Source organism: Aeromonas sp. PS2Canimalfood6 (genome assembly GCF_048276795.1).
Taxonomy (GTDB): Bacteria; Pseudomonadota; Gammaproteobacteria; order Enterobacterales; family Aeromonadaceae; genus Aeromonas; species Aeromonas caviae.
The window spans coordinates 18,696-44,069 of sequence record NZ_JBLUXC010000036.1 but is presented as its reverse complement, the minus strand read 5'-3'; the positions used below and the strand labels follow the sequence as shown (position 1 = coordinate 44,069).

The window sequence follows — 25,374 nt, the reverse complement described above, 5'->3', positions numbered from 1 at the left end:
TGGAGTGGGCAATGGTGTATTTATCCAAAAACGGCAAAAAGAGTAGGCAGAGAAAATCCAAGCAAAACAACACGTTAGACGGTATTATTAATTCGCTTGCCGCTTAAGGTTCTGTACATGATACTAACATAGCTTGTATGTTTGATTTATTTCAAAACAACTATAACCAAGCTCATTTACCAGATTTAAAACCACTGAGTAATCGCAAGACGTGTAAAAGAAGTCTATTAATCTAATTTATAGTGAAACCCACATTTCACATATAGATGTCAATTGATTTTTGTTACCCAGATAAGTAATCACTTAGGGTCAAAAAAATATTTTTGCCTTAATGTTGGTAAAGAATTTGAATTTTCTATATCAAATATGCATTTTCCTCAGTCAATATCACTACTCGACTCAACATCCTACGGATTATCGCTTGTTACAAATAATCAACACTCGTGCATCTTCCTGCTAGAAGGTGTTTACATCTAACTTCTCGGCCATTAAATTGAAATCGCCGTTTGGAGCCTTCGCTCCTGGTATTCATCAACCATCCGATGGTGGATTCATCATCATTGATGATTATAATCTACCAGGATGTAAGCTAGCGGTTGATGAATTTAGAGAAAAAAATGGAATTTCAAAACCACTTCAAATTGCAGATGAAGTTGCAGGAGTATTCTTTTGGATAAAATAACTCATTCATTTTCAAACCGTCTCAAGCTACTTTTACTGGGTGATGGGTTGGTCGTGTTCGGGGGATGGATTGACTATATAGCCATACTGACAATATGTGTGTATCGATTTCAAGTTGATAGCATGGAGATAGCAATTATCGGCGCAAGTATGCTATTGCCAGGTATCATATTTACCGGATTTATTAGTAATTTGGTTAATGGCTGTAAAGTTCTTTATTGGTTGCGTACGAGTCTCGTGCTAAGGGCGTTGCTGACTGTTGCACTATTAACTGCAAGCAACCTATATATCTTTGTGGCAATAGCTGTAATTAGATCTCTATTTAATAGCATAGCCACACCAGCTATATCAGTTATCAGTGCTCGTTGTGTACCAGCGGAAAACAGAACTCGCTACTATTCCTTGCTAAATATGATGAATAGTGCAGCAAAGATAACTGGCCCTGCACTTGGTGGAGCAATCGCGTCATTCGGGAGTGACGAATATGCATTGTTGATTTCAGGTGGATTAACGCTTGCTGGCTGCATTGTGTTCTGGACAATAAAGACTACAACAGTTAAAGATGGACTGGACAATTCACCAAGCTCAAAGCCATCAACATTGAGTAATGAAAGTTGGAATTCATATGCCATAGTAATGGCAATATTTTTTATCGCCGTTTTCATGGTCAACAATCAACTCCCAATTTTACTTAGAGATAACGGGTTAGATAAAAGTGCCCTTGGTGTATTAGTATCTTCATCTGCTATAGGAAACTTTCTGTATGGGTTGTGGAGTGCTCGTAATGCTACGTCTTCTTCTCTTAAAGGACTAATTGAGGAGATCTTATTCCCTGCCTTTATTACTATGTGTATGTTTATTTTGATCGCCCCCATATTATATGAACCTTTTACATTGCAATTGGCATCATTGGCTATAGTATTTTTTGTTGTAGGGCTTTTCAGTTCTAGATTTGCGATCTCATCAAATGTATACCTGGCTGAAAATTTTCAAGCAAGCCTTGGGATTGCAGCTGGACGGCTGCAAGCAATCCAGAACAGCGCGATGCTTATAGCGCCATTCATAGGAGCATTTGTACTTAGCCATTCATCTGGAGCTTTTTTGTTTGTACTGGCAGGTGTTACTGGTATCACAGGGTTATTTGCTGTGTATATGATGACTGCAAGAAAAGGCGTTAAACAGACGTTGGATGCAAAGAGCCAAGAGTAGGCGCTAAGAGGTGATATGAGCTGCTAGGAAGCGATCTTCTGTGGGCTTATAAAAACATCATTACTAACCTAGTAGCATAAAAGACACCGGTTTGAAGCCGGTGTCAAGTGATAACTATATCTGTACACTCTATTACATGAAGCCTTATTTCCTCAAGTCAGAGAGCGGCTTGTTAACTACATCCTCAAACTGCTTCAGTGTCTTTTGATACTCCCTTATTTCACGCGGAATAAGTACATCAACAGTTTTAAGAATTTGCTCAACATGATCAGGCAACTTAGGCATTGCAGCATCTTTAATCAGCCGCTCAACATTCGCGGGCAACTTAGTCATTGCAGCATCTTTAATCAGCTGCTCAACATTAGCAGGCAGCTTAGGCATTGCAGCGTCTTTAATCAGCCGCTCAACATTAGCAGGCAGCTTAGGCATTGCAGCGTCTTTAATCAGCCGCTCAACATTAGCAGGCAGCTTAGGCATTGCCGCGTCTTTAATCAGCCGCTCAACATTAGCAGGCAGCTTAGGCATTGCAGCGTCTTTAATCAGCCGATCAACATTAGCAGGCAGCTTAGGTAGAAAATCTAGGACACCCACCTTTTTGAGCCAGCCATTATCTGGCTGGCTATATCTCTCATCACACACTGATCTTCCTGGAACCCGATAAATATCTTGTACACCAGCGACATTTACCCGGTGGGGTCGCGTGTTCAGACATGGCAATGCCTGACACCAAACAAATGCCAAGGGAGTAAAACGGGATCTATCGGATTAACAAGGTGGCTGATGGCATCGTCGCTGACCACAGTGCCGGGCAAACTGCTGACAGTGTTCTTTGTCACCCACTACTCTGATGCCCTGGCGCCGAAACAGCGTCACCTGCTTCAGCCAGCGAATCTCATCCAGCCCCAACCGCGCCAGGATGGGGGCAAGGTGGGACGGAATATGGCCACGCTTGTCCACTCTGATGGCACGACCTGTCCAGTCCACCAGCATCAGATAATCGGTAAAGGCATAAGGCAGACCATTCGATGTACGCTGGTTGGCAAACGGCAGCAACAAGGGTGGCAATGGAGCTGCGGGCTGCTCGCCATCGAGACGCTGCTTGAGGCTGGTGTAATCGCTCTGCTCAGGCCGATCGGCCAATCCCGCTCGTATCGGGTTGAGGTCAACGTACGTCATGCAGGCCAGCAGGGCTGACTCGGTGAGCAGGGCCTGGCTCTTGAAGCGCCCTTCCCAGAAATGGCCCTTGCAGCCGTCTTCCCGATTCGCCTGCCGAGCCAGGGTTTCGTTGAGCAACCGCACAAACCAGCTGATGGAATGCAGGCGCTCCCGCCACTGTCCTATCAGTTGTTGCACCACAGCGAATTCAGGCTCAATCAGGGATTCCCCCTGATACCAGCGTCGTACCAGCAGCGGCCACTGGAACAGCGCCGCCCAACGCTCGGCCACCTCTCGCTCGCTCCAATTGGCAGCGGTATCCGGCTCGACCTTGAGCACCAGGTGATAGTGATTGCTCATCACCGCATAGGCACACACACCGATGGCAAACAGTCGCGACAATTGGCCCAACTTGTCCACTACCCACTGGCGCCGATGCTCGTAACTCTGGCCGGAGTGGGCATCTTCCCCGCACAGAAACGCCCGCCGCACACAGCGACTGACCACATGGTAGTAAGGCGTATCCTGCAGACTGATTTGACGTGAACGGGCAATGGTCATGGCGCATCCCTCGACGGCGACCTTTCAAGTCAAGAATAGCGCTACGCCGCTGTCAAAAAGGTGGGTGTCCCGATTAAAAATCCCGATTAAAAAACCATCCCGCTTGGGATGGTTTTCATTGGATGGCTTGAAAGGCAGGGACCTTCTTACCACCGCCCCAGGGGTGGCGGCTGGTTGCGCGACTCCACCATGGCAATGAGGATGGCCATCAGGCTCGATATCAGCATCAGCCCAATGGCGATGGGAAACGTCACCAGGATGTAAGAGAAACGCCCGATCTCTGTCGCCGGAGAGTCCGATAGCATCATCATTGGCAGGGGGAAGACCAATAACAGGGCCAGGTAAAACATGATCCTGGCGATCATCAGGGGGGTTTTGAGGGACTGGGTCACTATTTTTCGGTACGGCCACATGATGGTTTGCTCCCTGCACTGTGGTGTTGTTGTTGTCGATAAGCCGCGCCGTCGAGGCATCTGCGGCTCTGCTCGTCCATGAAGGGTGTCAAGCAGTCCCCTGATTAGCAGCCACGGCAGACCGGGTCAACGGGCCACGGAGGGCCGGAAATGACCCACAGACAGGGTTGTGCTGCCAGGGGCGAGCATAACAACGAGAGTACAAATCAAATGTGCAAAAACGTCGCAGCAATCACTGTCGGCGCACTTTCTGCCAGCAGGTTGTGAGGCACAACCAAAACGGGGAGTTGCGCCGTGGGCTGCGCTGTGATGCCCCCTCCCAGGCAGAGCGGTGCCCTGCGTGCGGCTCGGGCTCCCCGGCCTGGATGGCTTGGCTCTTGCTACTCAATCTGGCTACTCAATCTGACTAACCGATCTGACAGCACGGCCTTGATGGTGAGCCTTGATTACGCACGCTATACACGCACTCTGGCTACGTCGAGCCAGTGTGACTGCGCTAGTCGGTTGCAGGCCGATCGCCGGGCTGCTGCGCCCCCAGCAGCGTGGTGCCGTAGGAGTTGTCCACCGTGCAGCGCCACTGCCCATCGGCCTCCTTGCGAAACACATAGGTAGCGCGCCGGGTTTCATCGATCCACCCCTCCCCGACCGGGTAGCGCAGCCGGGTCTCCATGATCACCAGGGCATTGTCGGCCCCCTCGATCACCTCCATGGCGCCCTGAGTCACCTCAAGCTGACCGTCAAAGTAATCGGAGATGGCCGTGAAGGCGCGGCGGATGGCGGGAATGCCACGCACCACCATGCCGGGTTTGACCACCAGGGCGGCGTCTTCGGCGTAGAAGGTCATCAGGGCGTCGAAGTCACGCCGGGAGATGGCGGCGTCACAGGTCTCGATCAGGGTGCGAAGGGGATGCGGGCTCATGCCGTGCTCCTTGTTTCAGGGGTATAGGGCGGGTTCCCCGCCCTATACCGGACATCAATACCGGACATAAAAAAATCCCCCGCTTTCGTGAAAAAGCGGGGGATCGTCAGCGTCTCATGACGGCTTAACCGAGCAGGAAGGCCTTGAGGCGGCCAAAGTCAGCGGGCAGATCGTGGGACAGGAGCGGCAGCGCGGCATGCTTGGCGAGCGGGCCCGGCAGCGGCACATCCAGATTCAGGATCTCGTCTACCGACTCCTTGAACTTGGCCGGATGGGCGGTGCACAGGAACACCCCAACCTCGTCTTGCCCAAGCTGTTCGTTCAGCAGATCCCAGGCAATCGCCCCGTGGGGCTCGCACAGGTAATCCAGCTGATGCAGGCGCTGCAACGCATCCCGGGTCTGGGCATCATCACGCATCCCTGAGCCCAAGGTTTCCAGCGCCCAGCCCTTGCGACGGCACAGCTCTTCCACCCGCGGCCAGTTGTTGGGGCGGCTCACGTCCATGGCGTTCGACAGGGTCGCGACTGTCTGGTGCGGTTCCCACTGGCCGGTTTTCAGGTAGCGTGGCACGGTGTCGTTGGCGTTGGTGGCGGCGATAAAGCGCTTCACCGGCAGCCCCAGCGCCTTGGCGATGAGACCCGCGGTGAGGTTGCCGAAGTTGCCGGACGGCACGCTGATGACCGCCTTGGCCCGTTGGGCTTTCGGCAACTGGGCCACGGCTTCGAAGTAGTAGCAGACCTGGGCCAGCAGGCGGCTGATGTTGATGGAGTTGGCGGAGTTGAGGCCGATGGCGGTCTTGAGCCCTTCATCGTCGAAGGCATCCTTGACCAGCGCCTGGCAGGCATCGAAGTCACCGTCGATGGCGAGGGTGCGGATGTTGCCGCCTAAGGTGCAGAAAAGCGCCTCCTGCAAGGGGCTTATCTTGCCCTTGGGGTAGAGGATCACCACTTCAATCCCCTCCAGGCCGTAGAAGGCGTGGGCCACGGCGGCACCGGTGTCGCCGGAGGTGGCGGTGAGGATGGTGATCTTGTCATTGGTTCTGAACGCAGCCAGACACTGGGCCATGAAGCGGCCGCCGAAATCCTTGAACGCCAGGGTCGGGCCGTGGAACAACTCGAGGGCATAGGTGCCATCTTTGAGCTTCACCAGGGGCGCCGGGAAGGTGAAAGCGGCGTCGATAAGCTCGCTCACCTTGGCAGCCGGTACTTCGTCACCCAGCAGGTGGCTCAGGATGCGGGCCGAGCGCTCGGCCAGCGGCAGATCCAGCAGGGCATCCACGTCGGCCAGCGGCTCCAGGGTCTCTGGGAAGAACAGCCCCTGCTCGCGGCCCAGACCCTGACGCACCGCCTGGGCGAAGCTCACCTGTTCACTCTTGTCCTTGATGTTGTAAAGATTCATAGCTCGCTTCCTGTTACCCGTGCCCCGGCCATGTCCAGTTTGCAGACCCGGGCAAATCCATCTTCATTGCGCACAAAGTGCGCTTCCATCCACTCTTTCATGCGTTCGGCCTGGGCCAGATCCTTCATCACCACGAACACGGTGGGACCGGACCCCGAGATGCCGGTGGCCAGCGCCCCGTTCTGGGCCCCCTGGGCCCGCACCTCGTTGAAGCCTTCAATCAGGGCCGCGCGATAAGGCTCGGCGATGACGTCTTTCAGGACGCTGGCGGCCAGCCCTTCCTGGCGGCTGTAGCTGGCATGCACGAAGGCGGCCAGCCGGCGGCCATAGGTGAGGCAGTCCTGGCGGCGATACTGGGCCGGCAGGATGGCGCGGGCAGCGGCGGTGGAGACCACGGTGCCCGGGTAGCAGACCACCCAGTACCACTCGTCAAACACCGGGATGCCCTGGCTGATGACGCCCCCCTCCTCCAGCACCAGCTGCATGCCGCCCAGATAACAGGGCGCCACGTTGTCGTAATGGACGGAGCCGGAGATCTTCCCTTCCATCTCCCCCATCAGCAGCAGCAGGTCGTGTTCATTCAGGGGCGCACCGTGGAAGGCGTTGAGCCCTTCCAGCGCCGCCACGACGCTGCAGGCACTCGATCCCAGGCCCGAGCCCACCGGCAGGTTCTTCTCCAGCACCATTTCCAGCGGCTTGAGACCCAGGCCGCGCTTCTCAAGCGCCTCGCCATAGGCGACCCAGCAGTCGTGGAGGATGTTCTTTTTCGGGTCGTCCGGCAACTTGTGGGCGTAACGGCCCACGGAAGAGAGAGCGAAAGGCACCTCTGCCGATTTGACCTGGACGCGGTCCCCCAGCAGGGAGCCATCCACGGGGGCGAGCGCCGCCCCCAGGACGTCAAAGCCCACGCTCAGGTTGGCGCTCGAGGCCGGGGCATAGGCCACCACGCTGCCGCCGATTTCTACATTCGGGTTCATCTCTGAACTCATGTTACAGCTCCTGCTTCCAGTTCTGGGTGCGCAGCACATCGGCGAAGACACCGGCGGCGGTCACTTCGGTCCCTGCGCCATAGCCGCGCAGTACCAGGGGGATGGGCTGGTAATAGGTGGAGAAGAAGGCAAGCGCGTTCTCCCCGTCTTTTACCTTGAACAGGGGCTCATCGCCACCCACCGCCTTGATGGCCACCTTGCACTTGCCACCCTCGATGGAGCCGACGTAACGCAGCACCTTGCCTTCACGCTGGGCCGCCGCGAACTGGTCGCGGAACCAGCCGTCGGCCTCGGGCAGGCGGGCCATGAAGGCTTCCACGTCGCCGCTCACGTCAAAGCCCGGCGGCAGTGCCTGCTCCACCTCCACATCGGAGAGCTCCAGCGCCATGCCGGCCTCGCGGGCCAGGATCAGGAGCTTGCGAGCCACGTCCATGCCGTTGAGATCGTCGCGGGGATCCGGCTCGGTGAAGCCGTTGCCGCGGGCAATCTTGGTGGCGTCGGAGAAGGCCATCCCCTCGTCCAGCTTGCCGAAGATGAAGGAGAGCGACCCGGACAGGATGCCGTCGAAGGCGCGCAGCTTGTCGCCGGCCTTGATGAGGTTTTGCAGGTTCTCGATGACCGGCAGGCCCGCGCCCACGTTGGTCTCGTACAGGAACTTGCGACGGGTCTGCCGGGCGGTGCGACGCAGCGCCTTGTAGTAATCCAGCGACCCGGTGTTGGCCTTCTTGTTCGGGGTGACCACGTGGAAGCCTGCCCCCAGGAAATCGGCGTACTGGACGGCCACGGCTTCGCTCGAGGTGCAGTCGACGATCACCGGGTTGATGAGGTGGCTCTCTTCCACCAGCTTCTTCACCGCCTCCAGGCTGAAACTCCCTTGTGCTTCCACCAGCTGTTCACGCCAGTTGGCGAGGGCCAGACCATCCTTGTTGACCGCCATCTGGCGGCTGTTGGCGATGCCCACTACTCGCAGGCCGGTGCCCTGCTCGGCCAGTACCGGCTGCTGGCGGGCAATCTGATCCACCAGGGCCGCACCGACGCCGCCCACCCCGACCACGAAGAGATCGATGAACTGCTGGCTGCCAAAGAAGTTCTGATGGCATGCCTTGATGGCTTCCGCCACCTTGCCGGAGCGCACGACCGCGGAGATGGAGCGCTCGCTCGACCCTTGCGCGATGGCGACGATGTTGATGGAGGCCTGGGCCAGGGAGGTGAAGAAGCGCGCCGCCATTCCCTTGGAGGTGCGCATGCCGTCACCGATGAGGGAAATGATGGCCAGATCGGTCATGATCTCGAGCGGGTCCAGCAACTGGTTCTTGAACTCCAGCTCGAACTCGCGCTCCAGCACCTTGCGGGTCTTGTCGCTGTCGTAGCTGTGGATACAGAAGCTGACGCTGTACTCGGAGGACGACTGGGTGATCAGCACAATGCTGACCCCGGCGCGGGAGACGGCGGAGAAGATGCGACCGGCCATGCCCACCATGCCCTTCATGCCGGGACCGGAGACGTTGAACATGCACATGCCGGAGAGATCCGAGATGGCCTTCACCTTCAGATCGTCATCCCCCTGATCGACCCCGATGAGGGTACCCGGACCCTGAGGGTTGAAGCTGTTCTTGATGAGGCAGGGTATGTGGAACTGGGCCACGGGGGCGATGGTCTTCGGGTGCAGCACCTTGGCACCGAAGTAGGAGAGTTCCATCGCCTCTTTATAGGAGAGGGTTTTGAGCAGATAGGCATCCGGTACCAGGCGCGGGTCGCAGTTGTAGCAGCCCTCCACGTCGGTCCAGATCTCGCAGCACTCGGCATCGACGCAGGCGGCCAAGACGGCGGCGGAATAGTCGGAGCCGTTGCGGCCCAGCAGCACGGTCTCGCCCTTGTCGCTGCCACCGGTGAAGCCCGGCATCAGGTAGAGACAATCAGAGCGCAGGCCCTTGGCGGCGAAGCGCACCCGGGAGGCTTCGATGTCCACGTGGGCTTCGAGGTAGCCGCCATCGGTGACCAGCAACTGCTCGGGCACGATGAGATCCAGCTCGAGGCCGCGCACCCGCAAGAGCTCGTGCATGAAGGCGATGGAGAGGTTCTCGCCACGGCTCAGGATGCGGGCCTGGACGTTGTCCGGGCACAGCCCCAGCAGACGGATACCCTGCATCAGCCGCTCGACCTGATCCAGCTCGGCGGTGAGACGAGCCTGCAGCGCCTTGTCATCCAGCGCGGGATAGGCGGCCTTCAAGCCGGCCAGCAGGCGGGAGAAGATACCGTTGATCTCGAACAGGGTACTGCTTGCATCCATGCCGCGACTGGTCTGTTCCACCAGGGCGACCAAGTGATTGGTCACCTTGGCCGGTGCCGACAGCACCAGGGCCACCTGGGATTGGCCGTGGGTATTCACCGCGATATCGGCAACCCGCAAGAAACGCTCTGCGTCGGCCAGTGACGACCCGCCAAATTTCAACACTCTCATCGCTATCTCCCTGTATTCCCTGCAAATTGATCTGCTAATAGGTCTAAAAACAATCCAACAAAAAAGGCCCGTACTGGGTGGGTACGGGCCTTTTTCTGATTTCTGTGCTTGTTCGTCAGCGCATCAACCGGCCCCAGTGCCACCTGTGGTGGTACCGGTAATAATGGTGGTGGTGATGATGTTGGTGAATAGCTGCATGACGAACACTCTTGAACGAATCTGGTTGTTAGCAATACCGCGCCCGGCGAGGGGCTGTCAACCTAAACCTCCTTGCCAAACTTGCGGGCAAGGTCTTTGCAGAGCAGATGGAGCATATTGAGATCCCGCTGCGGCAGCATGGGCACTCGGTCCATCACCCATTGATGTAGTTTTTCATCCTGCGAAACTCCGAGTTCACCAAGCAATTCTGCTGTTTTTGATTTCAGCACGCGAACCTGCCCGGCACTCTCGAAATTTTCTGCTACGTCCTGCTCGTCGCTCACTTTCTGGTCATCGAGCAGCGGACTCAGCTCATAGGCATACAGCATGATCGCCTGACCCAGGTTCAGGGACGGGTATGAGACCTTGAGAGGCAGGTAGCTGATGAGATCCACCTGGGCGAGCTGTTCGTTGGAGAGTCCCGACTCCTCGCAGCCAAACACGATGGCCACCTTCTCGAGGGAGGGCTTGGCCCGGACCTGGTCGCGAATGTCCGCCGGGGTGAGGTAGTGCTGGTAGCGGCCGCGCTGCCGGGCGGTGGTGGCGACCACCAAATCCATGTCCGCCAGGGCCTCTTCCAGGGTGTCGAAGGCTTGCGCATCCGTCAGGATCTCCTGCGCCCCGTGGGCAACCCAGTTCGCCTCCTCCTCTTCGTGCACCCGGCTCCCCACCAGTCGCATGGCGTCGAAGCCCATGGTTTTCATGGCGCGAGCAGCAGCCCCCACGTTGGCGGCACGGGCTGGCGACACCAGCACAAAATAGAGTTTCATCGGGTTCTCTCCAGGATGAGGCCGACGCCGCGAACTGCGGCGAACCGTCGGCAAAACAGGGGCGCAATCTACCGTTTATCCCGAAATATTGCCACTTGAACAGATGTTTGGATGTTGCCATAGTGGCCTTGGACGCGAGTCCGCCGCCTCAGGGCACTGACGCCATGGGCCCGACAGATCACAAGGAAGAGAGAGATGCAGCAGCCATTGGAGCAGGCGGTCGCCGAGACGATCCTGCAACGTTTTGAGTCGTTTTACAGCCGCTTTCTCGAGATAACCCAGGGCAGCAAGAGTCGTTTCGAGAACAGCGACTGGCTGGGGGTGCAGCTCGCCGGTCGAGAGCGCATCCGCCTCTATGATCACCATGTCGGCGCCACCACGGCGCAGATCAAACAGATGATGGGGGAGCAGCTGCCGACCCAGGCCTTGCTCAAGCAGGTGAAAGGCGCCTTCAGCGATCTCCTGCCCCGCTGCGAGAACTTCGAGGTGGCGGAGTCCTTCTTCAATTCCGTCTATCGCCGCATCTTCCGCCATCGCAACATCCGCGACGAGAACCTTTATATCCACCCCTTCGTGAGCCGGGGCGACAAGCCTGACCTGGGATCCTTGCTGCGTATCTATCGCACCGATCTCTCCCACCTGCCCCAGACCCTGAGCCAGCTGCTCGGGGATTACAGCTTCACCCTCCCTTTCGAAGACAAGCAGCGGGACATCATGGACATCCACCGCCATCTGGCAGAGAGCGGCCCGGCCATCCTGCACGAGGAGCCCTTCGCCATCGAACTGCTCAGGGAGGTGTTCTATCGCAACAAGGGAGCCTATCTGGTAGGGCTCATCCGGGTGAAGGGAGAAGTCTATCCCTTCATCCTGCCCCTGCTCAGCACCGGTCAGAGCATCTATGTGGACACCGTCATCTTCGAGCCGGAGCTGGCCTCCATCGTGTTCGGCTTCGCCCGCGCCTACTTCATGGTCTATGCCCCGGTACCGGCGCTCTTTGTGGCCTTCCTTCGCCAGATCATGCCCCGCAAACCGGACTATGAAATCTACAACGCCATCGGCTGCCAGAAACACGGCAAGACCGAGCTCTATCGTCACTACCAGCAGCACCTGGCCCAGAGCCGGGAGCAGTTCGTCATTGCGCCCGGCATCAAGGGGATGGTGATGAGCGTGTTCACCCTCCCCTCCTACGATGTGGTGTTCAAGGTGATAAAAGACGAGTTCACCCCGCCCAAGGAGGTGAGCCACGAGCAGGTGAAGGAGAAATACCGGCTGGTAAAACAGCACGATAGAGTGGGCCGCATGGCAGATACCCAGGAGTTCACCAACTTCGAGTTTCCCCTCGATCGCATCTCGCCGGAGCTGTTGGCCGAGCTCAAGGCGGTGGCGCCCTCTGCGCTTACCCTCACCGCCGACAAGCTGGTGATCAAACACCTCTACACCGAGCGCAAGATGATCCCCCTGAACCTCTATCTGGATCAGGCGGACGAACAGCAGACCCGCCTCGCCCTGGAGGAGTACGGCAACGCCATCCGCCAGCTCGCGGCGGCCAACATCTTCCCCGGCGACATGCTGTTCAAGAACTTCGGGGTGACTCGCCACGGTCGGGTGGTCTTCTACGACTACGACGAGATCTGCTACATGACGGAATGCAACTTCCGCCAGATCCCGCCGCCCCGCTACCCGGAGGACGAGTGGAGCGCCGAACCCTGGTACTCGGTGGCCCCCAACGACATCTTCCCCGAGGAGTTCGCCACCTTCCTGCTGCAAAAGCCCCAGGTGCGGGAGATCATGATGCAGGTGCACAAGGACTTGTTCGATGCCAACTACTGGAAGATGCTGCAGAGCAACATCAAGGAGGGGATGTTCGAGGATGTCTATCCCTACCGGCGCAAGAAGCGGTTTCGCTTCCAGCGAGGGGGATGACCCGGCATCAGGCACAAAAAGGGACGCCATGGTGTCCCTTATCACATTCTTATGCACGCTGGCGCAGGGGTCGCCTGCGACAGCCTTTGACGAGATCCCGGCTTATTTCACGGCGTCAAAGGTCAGCAAGGTGGCCTTGTCGGCATCCTTGAGTACCAGCTGTTTGCCGCTGATCTGGAAGCTCGCCACCTTCTCCAGGGTCTGCAGGTAGTTCATCTCCTTACCGGCCAGATCCCCCGCACACATCATGCGCGTCGAACCCATGGCGCCCAGCGTCAACACGCCGTCACCCTGCTCTGTGATGCCGCCAAAGTAGCGGTTGCAGCCGCCCTTGCCCGCCACCTTGTCACCGGCGACCTGCAGGGTGAAGGTATCACCGCTCGCCCCTTGCAGTTGCCAGGTCGATGCCTGCAATTGTGCCAGCGTAGAGCCCGTAGTCATGGCGCAGCCTCCCAGGGCCAGAGCGGCCAGCAGGATCAGTTTGTTGTTCATCAGTTCACCTCGTGATGGAACGTGTCGTAACGACACGGAGTGAGGGGCCTGTGTACCATGACTGCGGCGTCAATCAAAACTCTTTTATTGTGATCGGGGTTCCCTTTACTCCCCGCTGGCATGTGCCATGCTTGTAGTCCTGTTCGGACCCAGGGAGGGGAAACGAATGGTCAAGTCTCTCGTCATCGCAATGGCATCCAGCCTCGTCTTTTCGGCTCAGGCCGCCGACTGGAGTTTTCTCCAGATCGAATCGGACAACCCGCTCTACATCAAAAGCTATTCCGGCGTATTGCTCGGCAACCAGAGCCACCTGGGCGACAACTTCGACCTCTGGCTCATCAATACCGGCTATCAATACCCGCTTCAGGATGACATCAGCCTCTACATGGAGGCGGGCCCCGCCATCGGCCCCCAAAGTGGGCAGGCCGGGTTCAATATCAGCTCTGGGGTGCGCTATCGCCTCTCCCCGTCACTCAACATCGGCAGCCAGCTCAAGCAACTGGAGGTGAGCAAGGCCAGCACCCTGGTTGAGCTCAACAGCAGCCTGCTGGTGACCCCTTCCCTGGCCATCACCGCCAATTACGGACTCAGTGCCTTCAACACGGAACACTTTCTCACTCTGGGAGTGGGCTTCAACTTCTGAGGTTCAGAGGAGCCTGGCGCCGCTCACCAGCACACCGTTGAGGTCGGCGTAGACATAGTCGCCGGGCGCTATGGTCACACCGGCAAAAGAGACCACGGCATCCAGCGTGCCCAGACCCCGTTTCTCTGTCTTGACCGGGCAGGGGGCCAGGGCCTTGACCCCCAGCGCCAGGGTCGCCAGCGTCCCCACATCCCGCACGGCCCCGTTGATGAGGATCCCCTCCCACCCCTGCTCCACCGCCTTGATGGCCAGCTGATCCCCGAGCAGCGCCCGACGCAGGGAGCCGCCCCCGTCGATCACCATCACCTTGCCATGGCCGGGACGGTTGACCAGCTCACGCACCAGGCTGTTGTCTTCAAAGCAGGAGAGGGTCACGGCCTCGCCGTAAAACAGCGCCTTGCCGCCATAGTCCTGAAACAGGGGATCAGCGATCCTAAGGGCATCGCCATGTTCATCGCAAAGGTCGGGCAGCAGGTCCAGCATGATCATCATCCTTCCATGGAGTGAAATGTGTCCGCTCATTCTTTCATCATGTCGGGGCGCTGACAATCCACCGGCCGGGTGCCCTGTCCGGATGGCGGGGGGTCATGTCAGCCCAAAGGCCTGAACCGCCAGCGGGACGCAAGCGCCCCCAGATGACAGGGCGGCCCTTCCAGCAACACGGGCACCAGCCAGAGCTCTCCTTCACGCACCCAATAGAGGGCATTCTGGCCAAATCGGGCGGCCAGCCGGATCGCTTCTGGCAGCGAAAGCGGCAACAACAACGACGCCTCCTGCCAGCGCCCATCCTCATCGCTCCCCCAGACCTCTCCCATGACGGGACAGTCGCCCACTTGCCGGACAAGGGCTCGCTGGCGACGGGCATTGCGGCGCAGCCCCACCCACCGGCTGGCCGGGTTCCAGGCCGTGACAATGGCATAGGCTGGGCAGCTGGGAGGCGCAAAGGGGGCGATGAAGCACACTTTTCTGTAGTTTTCCCACAAAGTCATGTCAACCACATGTTACATCCCATTACATTTATTAAGGGCGAAAAAGCGGGTCAGCCCAAGTATGATGCAGCGAACTCGGGGATTGACTTATATCAAAGCTGAGTTAAAAAGTTGCTATCTGACGGCAAAGAGTGTTGTTATGCGCCTGTTAACTGATAAAATGCAGCAACTTTTGTAATGGACTACCTCTCCGGGCTTCTCTTGTTCAGACTTGTTGAGAGCCCATGTACGGCACAGGGATGCTTGCCGACATAGTTACCAAATTCGCGATGATTCGACCTGATATTCATACCCAGGATGACGTAATAAATTTTCAGGACCGGTCGGATAACGCCAAAGAGTGTTAAAATTTCGATAATTAACTGATAAGAATCTGGGAATACTCATGCAAACACCACATATTCTGATCGTCGAAGACGAGCTGGTCACCCGCAACACCCTCAAGAGCATCTTCGAAGCCGAAGGCTACATCGTGCTGGAAGCCAACAACGGTGACGAGATGCACCAGGCCCTGACCAGCCACACCATCAACCTGGTGATCATGGACATCAACCTGCCAGGCAAGAACGGCCTGCTGCTGGCGCGCGAGTTGCGTGAAGATGACAACATCGCCCTGATGTTCCTGACCGGTCGCGACAACGAAGTGGACAAGATCCTGGGGCTGGAGATCGGTGCAGATGACTACATCACCAAGCCGTTCAATCCCCGTGAACTGACCATCCGTGCCCGCAACCTGCTGAGCCGCACCATGAACGTGGCCGCCGGTGGCGAAGAGAAGAAGCTGGTGGAACGTTATCTGTTCAATGGCTGGGCCCTGGACATCAACAGCCGCGCCCTGGTCAGCCCGGCTGGCGACATGTTCAAGCTGCCCCGCTCCGAGTTCCGCGCCATGCTGCATTTCTGCGAGAACCCGGGCCAGATCCAGACCCGTGCCGAGCTGCTCAAGAAGATGACGGGCCGCGAACTCAAGCCCCACGACCGCACCGTGGACGTGACCATCCGCCGTATTCGCAAGCACTTCGAGAGCGTGGGCGACACCCCGGAGATCATCGCCACCATCCATGGCGAAGGCTATCGCTTCTGCGGCGAGTTGGAGCAGGAGTAATCCTCCCCACTCCCGAGTTGAAGAGGCGCCCTGTGGCGCCTTTTCCATGTCTGCGCCTTTCAGCTTGGCCGCTCTGGCACTCTCGCCGGCATCAAAAAACAGACAACAAAAAGCCCACTCGCAGGAGTGGGCTTTTTGTGTGAAGACTGGAGCGGGCAGCGGGAATCGAACCCGCATCATCAGCTTGGAAGGCTGAGGTAATAGCCATTATACGATGCCCGCTAGGCATCAAAACGTGCTTGGTGTGATGGGGAATCCCCACGACAGACAGCCATCTGGCTGATATGGACAACGGCGCGTGCCGCTATCTGGAATGTGGAGCGGGTGATGGGAATCGAACCCACGTATGCAGCTTGGGAAGCTACCGTTCTACCATTGAACTACACCCGCGTCAGTGGCCTCTACTATATGCATTTTGCCGCCGAGCGCAATCACCGACCTCGCATTTTTTGCCATAAATCAAGCTGTTCGGCCAACTAATGAGCATGAAGCCGATTTTTCACACAATGATGTTCCTCCGCCCGGTTCTGCAAGGTTGCCAAGCCGTGGGGGCGACGATAGTCTTGCGCCACTCGTTTGAGGAGGGTGGTAATGGACAAGAACAGACAGAAACATCTCTATGGCTGGTTGCGCAAACAATCGGGCCATGGTCGGCGCTGGATCGGCATCTCCATCGCCTTCGGGCTGGGTCAGGGCGTCCTGATGGTGATGCAGGCCTGGTTGCTGGCGACCCTGCTGCACGGTTTCATCATCGAAGGCTCCACGCCGGAGCACTCCGCCCCCCTCTTCATCAGTCTGTTGCTGGTGACCCTGACCAAGGCGGCCCTGGCCTATGGCCGCGAGGTGGCGAGTTTCAAGGCGGGCAGTGCGGTTCGCCAGGCCATCCGCGAGCTGGTGCTCACCCGCCTCGCCAGGCTCGGCCCTGCTTATATCCAGCGTCGTCCCGCCGGTAGCTGGGCCAGCCTGCTGCTCGAGCAGATCGAAGAGATGCAGGACTTCTTCTCCCGCTATCTGCCCCAGATGGCCATCGCCGTCTTTATTCCCCTGGTGATCCTGGTCTCCGTGTTCCCGGTCAACTGGGCGGCGGGCCTCATTCTGCTCGGCACGGCCCCCCTCATTCCTCTCTTCATGATCCTGGTGGGGGTGGGTGCCGCCGATGCCAACCGCCGCAACTTCCAGTCGCTGGCGCGCCTCTCAGGCCACTTCCTCGATCGCCTGAAGGGACTGCGCACCCTGCAGCTTTTCATGCGTACCCGGGCGGAAGGGGAGGCCATCCGCGATGCATCGGAAGATTTTCGCGAGCGCACCATGGAGGTGCTGCGCCTCGCCTTCCTGAGCACGGCCGTGCTGGAGTTCTTCGCCGCCATCGCGGTGGCCCTGGTGGCCGTCTACTTCGGTTTCTCCTACATCGATCACCTCAACTTTGGCAGCTATGGCGTCAAGGTCACCCTCTTTACCGGCCTGTTCGTGCTCTTCCTCGCCCCCGAGTTCTACGCGCCGCTGCGGGAACTCGGTGCCCACTATCACGCCAAGGCACAGGCCATTGGCGCAGCCGAACAACTGCTGGAATTTCTCGAGGCCGATGTGAGCGAACCCGCCTCCGGGACGCTCCCTTTCCATGCGGATGGCCCCGTCAAGGTAGAAGCCCGCAGCCTGGAAGTGCTGAGCGCCGAGGGCAAGGTGCTGGTCGGTCCCCTCGATTTCACGCTGGAAGCCGGCACGCGCACCGCCCTGGTCGGCATCAGCGGCGCGGGCAAGAGCTCCCTGGTCAATGCCCTGCTCGGTTTTGCCCCCTATCGCGGTTCCCTGTGCGTCAACGGAGTGGAGCTTCGTACCCTGGACATCAGCCAGTGGCGCCAGCAGCTAGGCTGGCTCTCCCAGAATCCCCAACTCTTCCACAGCTCCCTGCGGGACAACCTGCTGCTGGCCAGACCATCCGCCAGCGACGCCGAGCTGGAAGCCGCGCTCAAGCGCGCCCAGGCCTGGGAGTTCGTCAATGAGAAAGGGCTGGACTATCGGGTCGGGGATCAGGCGGGCGGCCTCTCCGTCGGCCAGGCCCAGCGCATCGCCCTTGCCCGCACCCTGCTCAAGACGACCCAGATGATGGTGCTGGATGAACCCACTGCCAGCCTGGATCGCCATTCTGAGCGGGCCGTCATGAGCGCCCTCGAACAGGCCGCACAAGGTCAGACCCTGCTGATGATCACCCACCGCCTCGATCAGCTCAGCCAGATGGACAACATCCTGGTGCTGGCGCACGGCAAGCTGGTGGAGCAGGGACGTTTTGCCGCACTCGGCGAGGCCCAGGGCCCCTTCGCCCGCCTCCTGTCGCAATCCCAAGGTTTCGGAGACTCTCTCGATGACTGATCTATTGCCGTTCCTGCGCCTTTATCGCCAGCACTGGCTCAGCCTCTCCATCGGCCTGCTGCTGGCCCTGGTCACCCTGGTGGCCGGCATGGGCCTGCTCTCCCTCTCCGGCTGGTTCCTCTCCGCCGCCGCCGTCGCCGGGCTGGCGGTCGCCACCCGAGACACCTTCAACTACATGACCCCTGCGGGGGGCGTGCGTTTCTTCTCCATCGTGCGCACCGCCAGTCGCTGGGGCGAGCGGGTCGTGAGCCACGACGCCACCTTCCGGGTGCTGACCCGGCTGCGGGTCTGGTTCTGGCAAAAGCTCTCCCCTCTCTCCCCCGGCTCCCTTGCCGGTTTTCGCCAGGCTGACCTGCTCAACCGTCTGGTGACCGACATCGATGCCATGGATCACGTCTATCTGCGCCTCATTACCCCCATTGGGGCGGCGCTGCTGAGCTGCGCCGGGCTGGTCTTCTTCCTCTCCTTCTTCGATGGTCGCCTGGCGCTGACGCTGGGAGCCATTCTGCTCTTTGGCATGCTGGCCTTGCCCCTGGTCTTCTATTTTGCCGGGCGCGCGCCGGGCCGCCAGCTCATCGCCGAGAAGTCCAACCTGCGTACCCGCATGGTGGACTATCTGGACGGCCAAGCCGAACTGCAGATGTTCGCCGCCGCTCCCGAGGCGCTCACCGGATTGCAGCAGGCGGAGCAGGCCCTGATCCGGGCCCAGGCCCGCATGGCCCGCGTCAGCGGCCTGGCCGCCTTCTCGGTGCAGTTGCTGAGCGGCTGGACTCTGACCCTGATGCTCTGGCTGGCCGGTCACGGCGTCGGTGGCAGTGCCCCTGACCCCATCACGGCACTCATGGTGTTCGCTACCCTGGCGAGCTTCGAGGCGCTGCTGCCGCTGGCCGGTGCCTTCCAGCACCTCTCCACCAGCCTCACCTCCGCCCGCCGTCTCAACGAGATCCTGCAAGAGGCCAAGGCGCCGGAGTGGGGAGCACAGCAAGCCCCCGCTGCCCGGGGTGCCGTGCAGATAAGCGACCTGCATTTCACCTATCCAGGCCAGGATGCTCCCGTGCTGCAAGGGTGCACCCTGCAACTGCATGCCGGGGAGAAGCTGGCGCTGCTGGGGCAGACCGGCTGTGGCAAGTCCACCCTGATGGGGTTGCTGACCCGGGAATGGACGGCCCTATCGGGGGAGATCCTGCTCGATGGCAAGCCCCTCACCGATTACAGCGAAGAGGCGCTGCGCGCCTCCTGCTCCGTGGTGAGCCAGCGGGTCCACCTGTTTGCCGATACCCTGCGTGGCAACCTCACCCTGGCCGCCCCCGGAGCCAGCGACGAACGGCTCATCGAGGTGCTCACGCAGGTGGGGCTCGGGACTCTGCTGCGCGATGAGGGTAAGCAGGCCGAACAGGGACTGGATGCCTGGCTCGGGGACGGCGGGCGTCCGCTCTCCGGCGGGGAGCGCCGCCGCATCGGCATCGCCCGCGCCCTGCTCCACGATGCACCGCTCTGGCTGCTGGACGAGCCCACCGAAGGGCTCGACACCCAGACCGAACGGGAGATCATGGATCTGCTGCTGACCCTGGGGGCGGATCGCACCCTGCTGCTCATCTCCCACCGCCTGCTGGGGCTGGAACGGATGGACAGGGTAGCCCTGATGGAAGAGGGTCGCATCCGTCTGTGTGCCCCCCACCAGGAGCTGCTGGAAGATGATCACTACCGCAGCCTGCACCGGCGGCTGGCCCCCGCCTGATCCGGGATCGTCTCGCTACAATCCATTGATATGGCTAAAAATGGGGCTGGTCGCCATCGGCGACTGCCCCCTATAATGGCCCACTCGCCACCCAACAAGATGCCGATATGAAACGCCTGATCCTGATGATGCCCCTGATTGCCTCCGGTTGCGCCGACTTCGCCTTCAACAGCAATCTGGACAAGGAAAACTTCGACGAGTACTTCAAGCCGGGGAGCGTGCGGATCTACGAGCAGAGCGAGCTCGCCGACCTCAACTACCTCTATCTCGGCACTGTCGAGGGGGAATCCTGCCAGAGCGATGCCAATCAGGCGGTGCCCAATGCCGGTGAAGCCCGCACCCTGGCCCGCCGCCGCGTGGCGGACATGGGGGGCAACGGCGTCAGCTTCGACAAGTGTGCCGAGTTCAGCGACGTGCCCGGCTGCCTGAAACAGGTGATCTGCTACGGTCAGGCGCTGAAAGTGGCCGAAGAGAAGTAAGTCCTGCCATGGCGATCGCCATCGTGCGACTCGGCAGCCCCCGCCTCGAGGATGAGGGGCTTCGCATCGGTACCGTGCGTCGCCCCCCTCGCGGCGTGCCCAAAGCGGCGTTCGCCAGCCAGGATTGGTACGACGTCTGGTTCCCCAATCTGGCCCCCAGCGCCGAGACCATGAAACTCGGTCAGACTGCCGACACCCCGGCCCGGTGGACCGCCTTCTGCAAGCAGTACAAGGCCGAGATGGCCGCCCCGGCCGCGAAGCACGATCTGGCCCTGCTGGCCGCCCTCTCCCACACTACCCATTTCTCGGTGGGGTGCTACTGCGAACAGGAGTCCCGCTGCCATCGCAGTGTGCTGAGGACCCTGCTGGCCGACGCGGGGGCATTGCTGCGCTGAGCCCCGTCATGGATGAACACCCCACATGAGAAGAGGGCACCCTGGGGTGCCCTCTTCTTTATGATGTCGGCTAATGCGCATTCGATGACAAGGAAACCTCCACTCGTCGTCGCAAGGCCTGTTCCTCGTCATGGGTCATGCCCGGCAGCGGCCCCCGGGGGTTGCTGGCAAGCCATCCCACCAGATCGTCAACCGTCTCCTCCAGGGGGCGAAAGTTCAGCCCATGAACGATGGCGGCCTCGGCGCTGATGGTGCCATACCCAGCATACTCGGGCAGCTCGTTTGGCAGCAGCGTGGGATAGCTTTGCCAGGGCGCCACCCCTGCCGCCATCAGGTCACGCCAGGGAGCCCACTCGAGCTGCAAGGGGGTCGCTGGCGTCAGCCGGGCAGCGAGGCGCTCCACCCAGTCGTTCAGTGCGATGCCGGGCTTGATCAGGTTGAAGCACCCAGCGAGTCGCTGCTCGGCAGCCCGCAGCACGAACTCGGCGCAGTCGCGCACATCCAGGTATTGCAGCCTGTCCTCCCCCAGCCCCGGCAAGAGCCAGTGCCCGCCCCGCTGCACCCGCCTCACCCACCAGGCAAGACGAGCGGTCGGATCAAAGGGGCCGCAGAGCACGCCGGGGCGCAGGGTGCACAGGCGATCTCCCCAGCGGGCGCGATACACCGACTCGCACAGCACCTTGAGGGGGCCGTAGTCGGTGGGCGCTCCTGCCATCTCGTGCAAGGGGGCCGACTCATCCATGCCGGGTTGGGAAAAATCGCGATAGACACTGATGGTGGAGATGAAAATGAGCCGATCACAGCGCCCCAGCAGGGCGTCAGAGAGCCCTTCGGCCTGTTCGGGGCGATAGCAGCAGGTGTCGATGACCAGATCCCAGTGCCGCCCTTCGCCCCGCAAGGGGGCCAGGTCCCCGTCTCTGTCCCCGTGAAGCTGGGTCAGCTCCCGCCAATCCGGGTGCTGGCGGTGGCCGCGATTGAACAGCGTCACCTCGTGCCCCCAATCCAGGGCCAGCGTGGTCAGGTGGCGACCCAGAAAGCCGGTGCCGCCGATAATCAACAATTTCATCCCTGTCTCTCCTCTATGGCGCCCTCTCCTTGCAGCCCCTCCACGGGCAGCCGAAACGGCCATGGCCTGGCATGGTGAGCACACGCCCTGATGCCGCCAGGCATATCGTCATGGTGCGGGCAGCAGATTCCTTGTCCGCTCCCCCGCCACCCCTTTTGCCGCCCCACCCTACGCAAGTTGGCACCAGGACACAGCCCCCTGGCACCGGGTCTGAGATCGGGATCACAGGGGCCGCGTCCTGGTGCTCCCCCTGCGTTTTCGGCGTGCCTGTGCTACATTGCCCGGGTTTTCAGCCAGGATCCGCCATGAAGTTCGATATCGATACCCTAGGGATCATCCGCTCTCCCTACAAGGAGAAGTTCGCCATACCCCGCCAGCCCGGCCTGGTCAGCGCGGCTCGCGCCCTCCTCGAACTGCTTCCTCCCTATGATCAGCCCGATGTGCTGCGTGGCATCGAGCAATTCTCCCATCTCTGGATCAGCTTCGTGTTTCACCAGACCATGGATCAGGGCTGGCACCCGACGGTGCGCCCGCCGCGCCTCGGCGGCAATGAGCGGGTCGGGGTCTTTGCCACCCGCTCCACCTTCCGTCCCAACCCCCTTGGCCTCTCCGTGGTCGAGCTGCACGGGGTGGGACGTGAGCGCGGCAAGCTCTGGCTCGAGCTGGGCGCCGTGGACTTGCTCGACGGCACCCCCGTTGTCGACATCAAGCCCTATGTCCCCTATGCCGACAGCCTGCCCCACGCCCGTGGCGGTTTCGCCCCCGATGCCCCCACCCCGCTGCTGGCGGTGAGCTTCAGCGCCCAGGCCGAGCAGCAGCTCGCCCCCTGGCTCAAGGCCCACCCGGAGCTGCGTGAACTGGTGAGGGAGGTGCTGGCCCAGGATCCCCGCCCTGCTTACAAGAAGGGCAAGCCGGATGACAAGGTGTACGGTGTCAGATTGTTCGATGTGAACGTGCGATTTCAGATAAAAGAACCGCAATGTCAGGTGCTGACCATCGAACCCGCTTGAAAAAAGCCTCTCTGGCAGCATGAAAAAAGCCACCCTCCCGGGTGGCTTTTTTATGGGCAAAACAGGGTGCTCAGCGCCGCTGCAGCAGCAGGCTGCCGATGGAGTAACCGGCGCCAAAGGAACAGAGCACCCCGCGAGCCCCGCTCGGCAGATCCTGGTTGAAGAGGTGGAAGGCGATGATGGAACCCGCCGAGCTGGTGTTGCCGTAGCGGTCGAGGATGACAGGCGCCTCCTGCTGGCTGGCGTCGTGGCCCAGCAACTTGCGACCGATGAACTGGTTCATGGTGAGGTTGGCCTGATGGAGCCAGAGCCGGCTCAAGCCATCGGCCGCCCATCCCTGCTCCGCCAGCTGGGAGGCTATCTGATCGCACACCAGGGGCAGCACCTCCTTGAACACCTTGCGCCCCTGCTGGCGGAACAGCTTGTCGTCGCCGTAGCGGGTGCGCGGGCTGAGCCGGTTCAGGAAGCCGAAGTTGTTGCGGATGTTGTTGGAGTACTGGGTCACCAGCTTGCTGGCCACCAGTTGCCAGGGGTTGGCCACCTGGCAATCGGCCTCCCGCTCCAGCAGCACGGCGGTACAGGCGTCGCCGAAGATGAAGTGACTGTCCCGATCGCGGAAGTTGAGGTGACCCGAGCAGATCTCCGGATTGACCACCAGCGCCAGCCGGGCGGTGCCTGCCGCCAGCATGTCTGCGGCGGTCTTGATCCCGAAGGTGGCGGAAGAGCAGGCCACGTTCATGTCGAACGCCAGGCCGCTGGCGCCGAGATAGTGCTGCAATTCGATGGCCAGCGCCGGGTAGGGGCGCGGCATGTTGGAGGCGGCGACGATGACAAGATCGATCTCCCCCGGTTCACGACCGGCGGCGATCAGCGCCTGCTCGGCGGCCGCCACCGCCATCTCCACCATGATGGAGGGCTGATCGTCCGGGCGCTCCGCCATGAGCGGTTGCATGATGTCGGGATCCAGCACCCCCCCGCTGCTCACCAGATAGCGGCTCTTGATGCCGGAGGCCTTCTCGATGAACTCGCAGCTCGAGTGCTGCTTGGCAGGCAGCTGCCCTGCATCGATGGCGGAGGCGTTCTCCTCGTTGTAGAGATCCACGTACTGGTTGAAGGCCGCCACCAGCGCTTCATTGCTGACGGCAAAGGGAGGGGTATAGAGGCCTGAGCCACTGATTACGATAGAGGTCATCTTTGCTCCTGGCCGGGTGCAATCCCGGCTTGTCTGTTTTTTAGGGTTCAGAGGGTCACAGCTGGTCGATGGCCGCAGCCAGACCCGCCAGGGTCAGCGGGTGCATCCGCCCGCCGATCAATTCGTTCATCAACTTGATGGAGGGGTGCCACAGCCACTCCTGCCTTGGCAGCGGATTGACCCACACCATCTTGGGGAAATGTTGTTGCAGGCGCCCGAGCCACACCTGGCCGGGCTCCTCGTTCCAGTACTCTACGCTGCCACCTGGCCAGGTGATTTCATAGGGGCCCATCTTCGCATCCCCCACCACCATCACCCTGTAGTCGCTGCCGTAGGTGCGCAGCAGCCGCAGGGTATCGAACCGATCATCAAGGCGCCTGGCATTGTCCTGCCAGACGAAGTCGTAGAGGCAGTTGTGAAAATAGAAGAACACCAGGTGCTTGAACTCGTGGCGCAGGGCCGAAAAGAGGCGCTGCACCTCGGCCACATGGGCATCCATGGAGCCCCCTACGTCGAAGAAGACCAGCAGTTTGACCCCGTTGTGGCGCTCGGGCCGCAGCTTCACATCGAGCCAGCCTTGCCTGGCCGAGCTTTGGATGGTGTCGTCGAGATCCAGCTCGTCGGGATTGCCCCGGCGCACCCAGCGTCTGAGCTTGCGCAGGGCGAGCTGGATGGCGCGCTGCCCCAGGGGCGAGTCGTCACTGAAGTTGCGAAAGTGGCGCGCTTCCCACACCTTGGTCGCCCGCCCGTGCTGACCCTCTCCCCCCATGCGGATCCCTTCCGGGTGATAGCCGCCGTGACCGAACGGGCTGCTGCCCCCGGTGCCGACCCACTTGTTGCCGCCGGCGTGACGCTCCTTCTGCTCGTTCAAGCGCTGGTTGAGGGTCGCCAGCAGCTTGTCCAGCCCGCCAAGGGATTGGAGCAACGCCTTCTCCTCCGGGCTTAACAGTCGCTCGAACTCCTTGCGCAGCCAGTCGTCAGGCAGGCTCTCCGGCAACAGGGGGATGACGGCCAACTCTTCGTAATACTCGGCGAAGGCGCGATCGAAGCGATCCAGGTGCGCCTCGTCTTTCACCAGCAGGCAGCGAGCCAGAAGATAAAACTCATCCATATCGAGGCTGGCAAGCCCGGCCGCCAAGGCCCCATGGAGATCCAGCAATTCGCGCAGGCTGCAGGGGAGCTTGTGACGGCGCAGATGGGTAAAAAAGTCGATCAGCATG

General features: G+C 60.1%; 24 protein-coding genes, 2 tRNA genes and 1 other annotated feature. Of the genes, 10 read left to right on the top strand and 16 right to left on the bottom strand.

Annotation, left to right across the window (positions count from 1 at the left end):
- Positions 1 to 463: 463 nt before the first annotated feature.
- Positions 464 to 682 carry a TylF/MycF/NovP-related O-methyltransferase gene (locus ACNPAA_RS14480; RefSeq protein ID WP_201873217.1) on the top strand — a complete coding sequence of 73 codons (219 nt, stop codon included), beginning with the start codon at positions 464 to 466 and terminating at the stop codon, positions 680 to 682.
- Positions 670 to 1,890 carry an MFS transporter gene (locus ACNPAA_RS14475; protein WP_069785450.1) on the top strand — a complete coding sequence of 407 codons (1,221 nt, stop codon included), beginning with the start codon at positions 670 to 672 and terminating at the stop codon, positions 1,888 to 1,890. Before ACNPAA_RS14480 ends, ACNPAA_RS14475 begins: the two co-directional genes overlap by 13 nt.
- 144 nt (positions 1,891 to 2,034) lie before the next feature.
- Here the strand turns inward: ACNPAA_RS14475 and ACNPAA_RS14470 are convergent, their stop codons facing one another.
- The 8 genes from ACNPAA_RS14470 to ACNPAA_RS14435 form a co-directional block, all read right to left on the bottom strand.
- Complete coding sequence (locus ACNPAA_RS14470) at positions 2,035 to 2,529, bottom strand: hypothetical protein (RefSeq protein WP_270835465.1); 495 nt, start codon at positions 2,527 to 2,529, stop codon at positions 2,035 to 2,037.
- A 126-nt stretch (positions 2,530 to 2,655) separates the two neighbouring features.
- The gene (locus ACNPAA_RS14465; protein ID WP_109422508.1) at positions 2,656 to 3,606 is read right to left on the bottom strand and encodes a transposase; all 951 of its coding nucleotides are present in this window, start codon (positions 3,604 to 3,606) and stop codon (positions 2,656 to 2,658) included.
- A 146-nt stretch (positions 3,607 to 3,752) separates the two neighbouring features.
- Entirely contained in the window at positions 3,753 to 4,019 is a 267-nt protein-coding gene (locus ACNPAA_RS14460) for a hypothetical protein (RefSeq protein WP_109422507.1), read from the bottom strand.
- Between the two features lie 496 nt (positions 4,020 to 4,515).
- Complete coding sequence (locus tag ACNPAA_RS14455) at positions 4,516 to 4,938, bottom strand: YybH family protein (protein ID WP_201871352.1); 423 nt, start codon at positions 4,936 to 4,938, stop codon at positions 4,516 to 4,518.
- A 124-nt stretch (positions 4,939 to 5,062) separates the two neighbouring features.
- Positions 5,063 to 6,337 (bottom strand): threonine synthase, encoded by a 1,275-nt coding sequence (gene thrC, locus ACNPAA_RS14450; RefSeq protein ID WP_039039359.1) that lies wholly within the window; start codon positions 6,335 to 6,337, stop codon positions 5,063 to 5,065.
- Positions 6,334 to 7,314, bottom strand: a complete 981-nt coding sequence (gene thrB, locus ACNPAA_RS14445; RefSeq protein ID WP_010673589.1) for a homoserine kinase — start codon at positions 7,312 to 7,314, stop codon at positions 6,334 to 6,336. The genes thrC and thrB overlap by 4 nt, the downstream gene beginning before the upstream one ends.
- A gap of 13 nt (positions 7,315 to 7,327) precedes the next feature.
- A complete protein-coding gene (gene thrA, locus ACNPAA_RS14440; RefSeq protein ID WP_041213288.1) occupies positions 7,328 to 9,787 on the bottom strand; it encodes a bifunctional aspartate kinase/homoserine dehydrogenase I in 2,460 nt (819 codons plus the stop codon).
- Between the two features lie 57 nt (positions 9,788 to 9,844).
- Positions 9,845 to 9,975: a sequence feature (Thr leader region), on the bottom strand.
- Between the two features lie 72 nt (positions 9,976 to 10,047).
- Positions 10,048 to 10,755, bottom strand: a complete 708-nt coding sequence (locus ACNPAA_RS14435; protein ID WP_417891837.1) for a tRNA/rRNA methyltransferase — start codon at positions 10,753 to 10,755, stop codon at positions 10,048 to 10,050.
- A gap of 195 nt (positions 10,756 to 10,950) precedes the next feature.
- Between ACNPAA_RS14435 and aceK the strand changes: the two genes are divergently transcribed.
- Positions 10,951 to 12,678 (top strand): bifunctional isocitrate dehydrogenase kinase/phosphatase, encoded by a 1,728-nt coding sequence (aceK, locus tag ACNPAA_RS14430; protein WP_201871341.1) that lies wholly within the window; start codon positions 10,951 to 10,953, stop codon positions 12,676 to 12,678.
- 102 nt (positions 12,679 to 12,780) lie between these two features.
- On the opposite strand, the gene ACNPAA_RS14425 is transcribed toward aceK, so the two are convergent.
- Positions 12,781 to 13,170, bottom strand: a complete 390-nt coding sequence (locus tag ACNPAA_RS14425; RefSeq protein ID WP_039039356.1) for an META domain-containing protein — start codon at positions 13,168 to 13,170, stop codon at positions 12,781 to 12,783.
- A gap of 166 nt (positions 13,171 to 13,336) precedes the next feature.
- On the opposite strand from ACNPAA_RS14425, the gene ACNPAA_RS14420 reads away from it, so the two are divergent.
- Positions 13,337 to 13,813: a hypothetical protein gene (locus ACNPAA_RS14420; RefSeq protein ID WP_052814842.1), complete on the top strand. Its 477-nt coding sequence runs from the start codon at positions 13,337 to 13,339 to the stop codon at positions 13,811 to 13,813.
- Positions 13,814 to 13,816: 3 nt separating this feature from the next.
- Here ACNPAA_RS14420 and ACNPAA_RS14415 read toward each other — a convergent pair whose 3' ends face one another.
- Complete coding sequence (locus tag ACNPAA_RS14415; RefSeq protein WP_198497378.1) at positions 13,817 to 14,296, bottom strand: putative 4-hydroxy-4-methyl-2-oxoglutarate aldolase; 480 nt, start codon at positions 14,294 to 14,296, stop codon at positions 13,817 to 13,819.
- Between the two features lie 107 nt (positions 14,297 to 14,403).
- Positions 14,404 to 14,802, bottom strand: coding sequence for a DUF3293 domain-containing protein (locus tag ACNPAA_RS14410; RefSeq protein WP_198497379.1), 399 nt, complete (start codon positions 14,800 to 14,802; stop codon positions 14,404 to 14,406).
- A 385-nt stretch (positions 14,803 to 15,187) separates the two neighbouring features.
- Between ACNPAA_RS14410 and arcA the strand changes: the two genes are divergently transcribed.
- A complete protein-coding gene (arcA, locus tag ACNPAA_RS14405) occupies positions 15,188 to 15,907 on the top strand; it encodes a two-component system response regulator ArcA (protein ID WP_010673581.1) in 720 nt (239 codons plus the stop codon).
- A 147-nt stretch (positions 15,908 to 16,054) separates the two neighbouring features.
- Here arcA and ACNPAA_RS14400 read toward each other — a convergent pair.
- A tRNA-Gly gene (locus ACNPAA_RS14400) sits at positions 16,055 to 16,129 on the bottom strand.
- A gap of 94 nt (positions 16,130 to 16,223) precedes the next feature.
- A tRNA-Gly gene (locus ACNPAA_RS14395) sits at positions 16,224 to 16,297 on the bottom strand.
- 201 nt (positions 16,298 to 16,498) lie between these two features.
- Here ACNPAA_RS14395 and cydD point away from each other — a divergent pair.
- The 4 genes from cydD to ACNPAA_RS14375 all read left to right on the top strand — a co-directional run bounded on the left by cydD (position 16,499) and on the right by ACNPAA_RS14375 (position 20,886).
- On the top strand, positions 16,499 to 18,274 hold the full coding sequence (gene cydD / locus ACNPAA_RS14390) for a heme ABC transporter permease/ATP-binding protein CydD (protein WP_042864200.1): 1,776 nt from the start codon (positions 16,499 to 16,501) through the stop codon (positions 18,272 to 18,274).
- Positions 18,267 to 20,012, top strand: a complete 1,746-nt coding sequence (cydC, locus tag ACNPAA_RS14385) for a heme ABC transporter ATP-binding protein/permease CydC (protein ID WP_417891836.1) — start codon at positions 18,267 to 18,269, stop codon at positions 20,010 to 20,012. The genes cydD and cydC overlap by 8 nt, the downstream gene beginning before the upstream one ends.
- Before the next feature lie 107 nt (positions 20,013 to 20,119).
- Positions 20,120 to 20,491, top strand: a complete 372-nt coding sequence (gene rcsF, locus ACNPAA_RS14380) for an Rcs stress response system protein RcsF (protein WP_010673578.1) — start codon at positions 20,120 to 20,122, stop codon at positions 20,489 to 20,491.
- An 8-nt stretch (positions 20,492 to 20,499) separates the two neighbouring features.
- Entirely contained in the window at positions 20,500 to 20,886 is a 387-nt protein-coding gene (locus ACNPAA_RS14375; protein WP_039039351.1) for a DUF488 domain-containing protein, read from the top strand.
- A gap of 70 nt (positions 20,887 to 20,956) precedes the next feature.
- On the opposite strand, the gene ACNPAA_RS14370 is transcribed toward ACNPAA_RS14375, so the two are convergent.
- Positions 20,957 to 21,952, bottom strand: coding sequence for an NAD-dependent epimerase/dehydratase family protein (locus ACNPAA_RS14370; RefSeq protein ID WP_223918419.1), 996 nt, complete (start codon positions 21,950 to 21,952; stop codon positions 20,957 to 20,959).
- Positions 21,953 to 22,257: 305 nt separating this feature from the next.
- Here ACNPAA_RS14370 and tsaA point away from each other — a divergent pair, with 305 nt between their 5' ends.
- Entirely contained in the window at positions 22,258 to 22,962 is a 705-nt protein-coding gene (gene tsaA / locus ACNPAA_RS14365; protein WP_102948742.1) for a tRNA (N6-threonylcarbamoyladenosine(37)-N6)-methyltransferase TrmO, read from the top strand.
- Between the two features lie 70 nt (positions 22,963 to 23,032).
- Here tsaA and ACNPAA_RS14360 read toward each other — a convergent pair whose 3' ends face one another.
- Together ACNPAA_RS14360 and ACNPAA_RS14355 are read right to left on the bottom strand one after the other, a co-directional pair.
- The gene (locus tag ACNPAA_RS14360) at positions 23,033 to 24,154 is read right to left on the bottom strand and encodes a beta-ketoacyl-ACP synthase III (protein ID WP_279955971.1); all 1,122 of its coding nucleotides are present in this window, start codon (positions 24,152 to 24,154) and stop codon (positions 23,033 to 23,035) included.
- A gap of 55 nt (positions 24,155 to 24,209) precedes the next feature.
- Positions 24,210 to 25,373 (bottom strand): vWA domain-containing protein, encoded by a 1,164-nt coding sequence (locus ACNPAA_RS14355; protein ID WP_043155833.1) that lies wholly within the window; start codon positions 25,371 to 25,373, stop codon positions 24,210 to 24,212.
- Position 25,374: the final 1 nt, after the last annotated feature.

Bases quoted from the DNA above. Each gene is read 5' to 3' on its own strand.
- cydC (WP_417891836.1), top strand. From the start codon at position 18,267: ATGACTGATCTATTGCCGTTCCTGCGCCTTTATCGCCAGCACTGGCTC.
- tsaA (WP_102948742.1), top strand. From the start codon at position 22,258: ATGAAGTTCGATATCGATACCCTAGGGATCATCCGCTCTCCCTACAAG.
- ACNPAA_RS14355 (WP_043155833.1), bottom strand. From the start codon at position 25,373: ATGCTGATCGACTTTTTTACCCATCTGCGCCGTCACAAGCTCCCCTGC.
- thrA (WP_041213288.1), bottom strand. From the start codon at position 9,787: ATGAGAGTGTTGAAATTTGGCGGGTCGTCACTGGCCGACGCAGAGCGT.
- thrB (WP_010673589.1), bottom strand. From the start codon at position 7,314: ATGAACCCGAATGTAGAAATCGGCGGCAGCGTGGTGGCCTATGCCCCG.
- arcA (WP_010673581.1), top strand. From the start codon at position 15,188: ATGCAAACACCACATATTCTGATCGTCGAAGACGAGCTGGTCACCCGC.
- ACNPAA_RS14375 (WP_039039351.1), top strand. From the start codon at position 20,500: ATGGCGATCGCCATCGTGCGACTCGGCAGCCCCCGCCTCGAGGATGAG.
- rcsF (WP_010673578.1), top strand. From the start codon at position 20,120: ATGAAACGCCTGATCCTGATGATGCCCCTGATTGCCTCCGGTTGCGCC.
- ACNPAA_RS14420 (WP_052814842.1), top strand. From the start codon at position 13,337: ATGGTCAAGTCTCTCGTCATCGCAATGGCATCCAGCCTCGTCTTTTCG.
- thrC (WP_039039359.1), bottom strand. From the start codon at position 6,337: ATGAATCTTTACAACATCAAGGACAAGAGTGAACAGGTGAGCTTCGCC.
- ACNPAA_RS14455 (WP_201871352.1), bottom strand. From the start codon at position 4,938: ATGAGCCCGCATCCCCTTCGCACCCTGATCGAGACCTGTGACGCCGCC.
- ACNPAA_RS14465 (WP_109422508.1), bottom strand. From the start codon at position 3,606: ATGACCATTGCCCGTTCACGTCAAATCAGTCTGCAGGATACGCCTTAC.
- ACNPAA_RS14370 (WP_223918419.1), bottom strand. From the start codon at position 21,952: ATGAAATTGTTGATTATCGGCGGCACCGGCTTTCTGGGTCGCCACCTG.
- ACNPAA_RS14425 (WP_039039356.1), bottom strand. From the start codon at position 13,170: ATGAACAACAAACTGATCCTGCTGGCCGCTCTGGCCCTGGGAGGCTGC.
- ACNPAA_RS14360 (WP_279955971.1), bottom strand. From the start codon at position 24,154: ATGACCTCTATCGTAATCAGTGGCTCAGGCCTCTATACCCCTCCCTTT.
- cydD (WP_042864200.1), top strand. From the start codon at position 16,499: ATGGACAAGAACAGACAGAAACATCTCTATGGCTGGTTGCGCAAACAA.
- ACNPAA_RS14415 (WP_198497378.1), bottom strand. From the start codon at position 14,296: ATGCTGGACCTGCTGCCCGACCTTTGCGATGAACATGGCGATGCCCTT.
- aceK (WP_201871341.1), top strand. From the start codon at position 10,951: ATGCAGCAGCCATTGGAGCAGGCGGTCGCCGAGACGATCCTGCAACGT.
- ACNPAA_RS14410 (WP_198497379.1), bottom strand. From the start codon at position 14,802: ATGACTTTGTGGGAAAACTACAGAAAAGTGTGCTTCATCGCCCCCTTT.
- ACNPAA_RS14435 (WP_417891837.1), bottom strand. From the start codon at position 10,755: ATGAAACTCTATTTTGTGCTGGTGTCGCCAGCCCGTGCCGCCAACGTG.
- ACNPAA_RS14460 (WP_109422507.1), bottom strand. From the start codon at position 4,019: ATGTGGCCGTACCGAAAAATAGTGACCCAGTCCCTCAAAACCCCCCTG.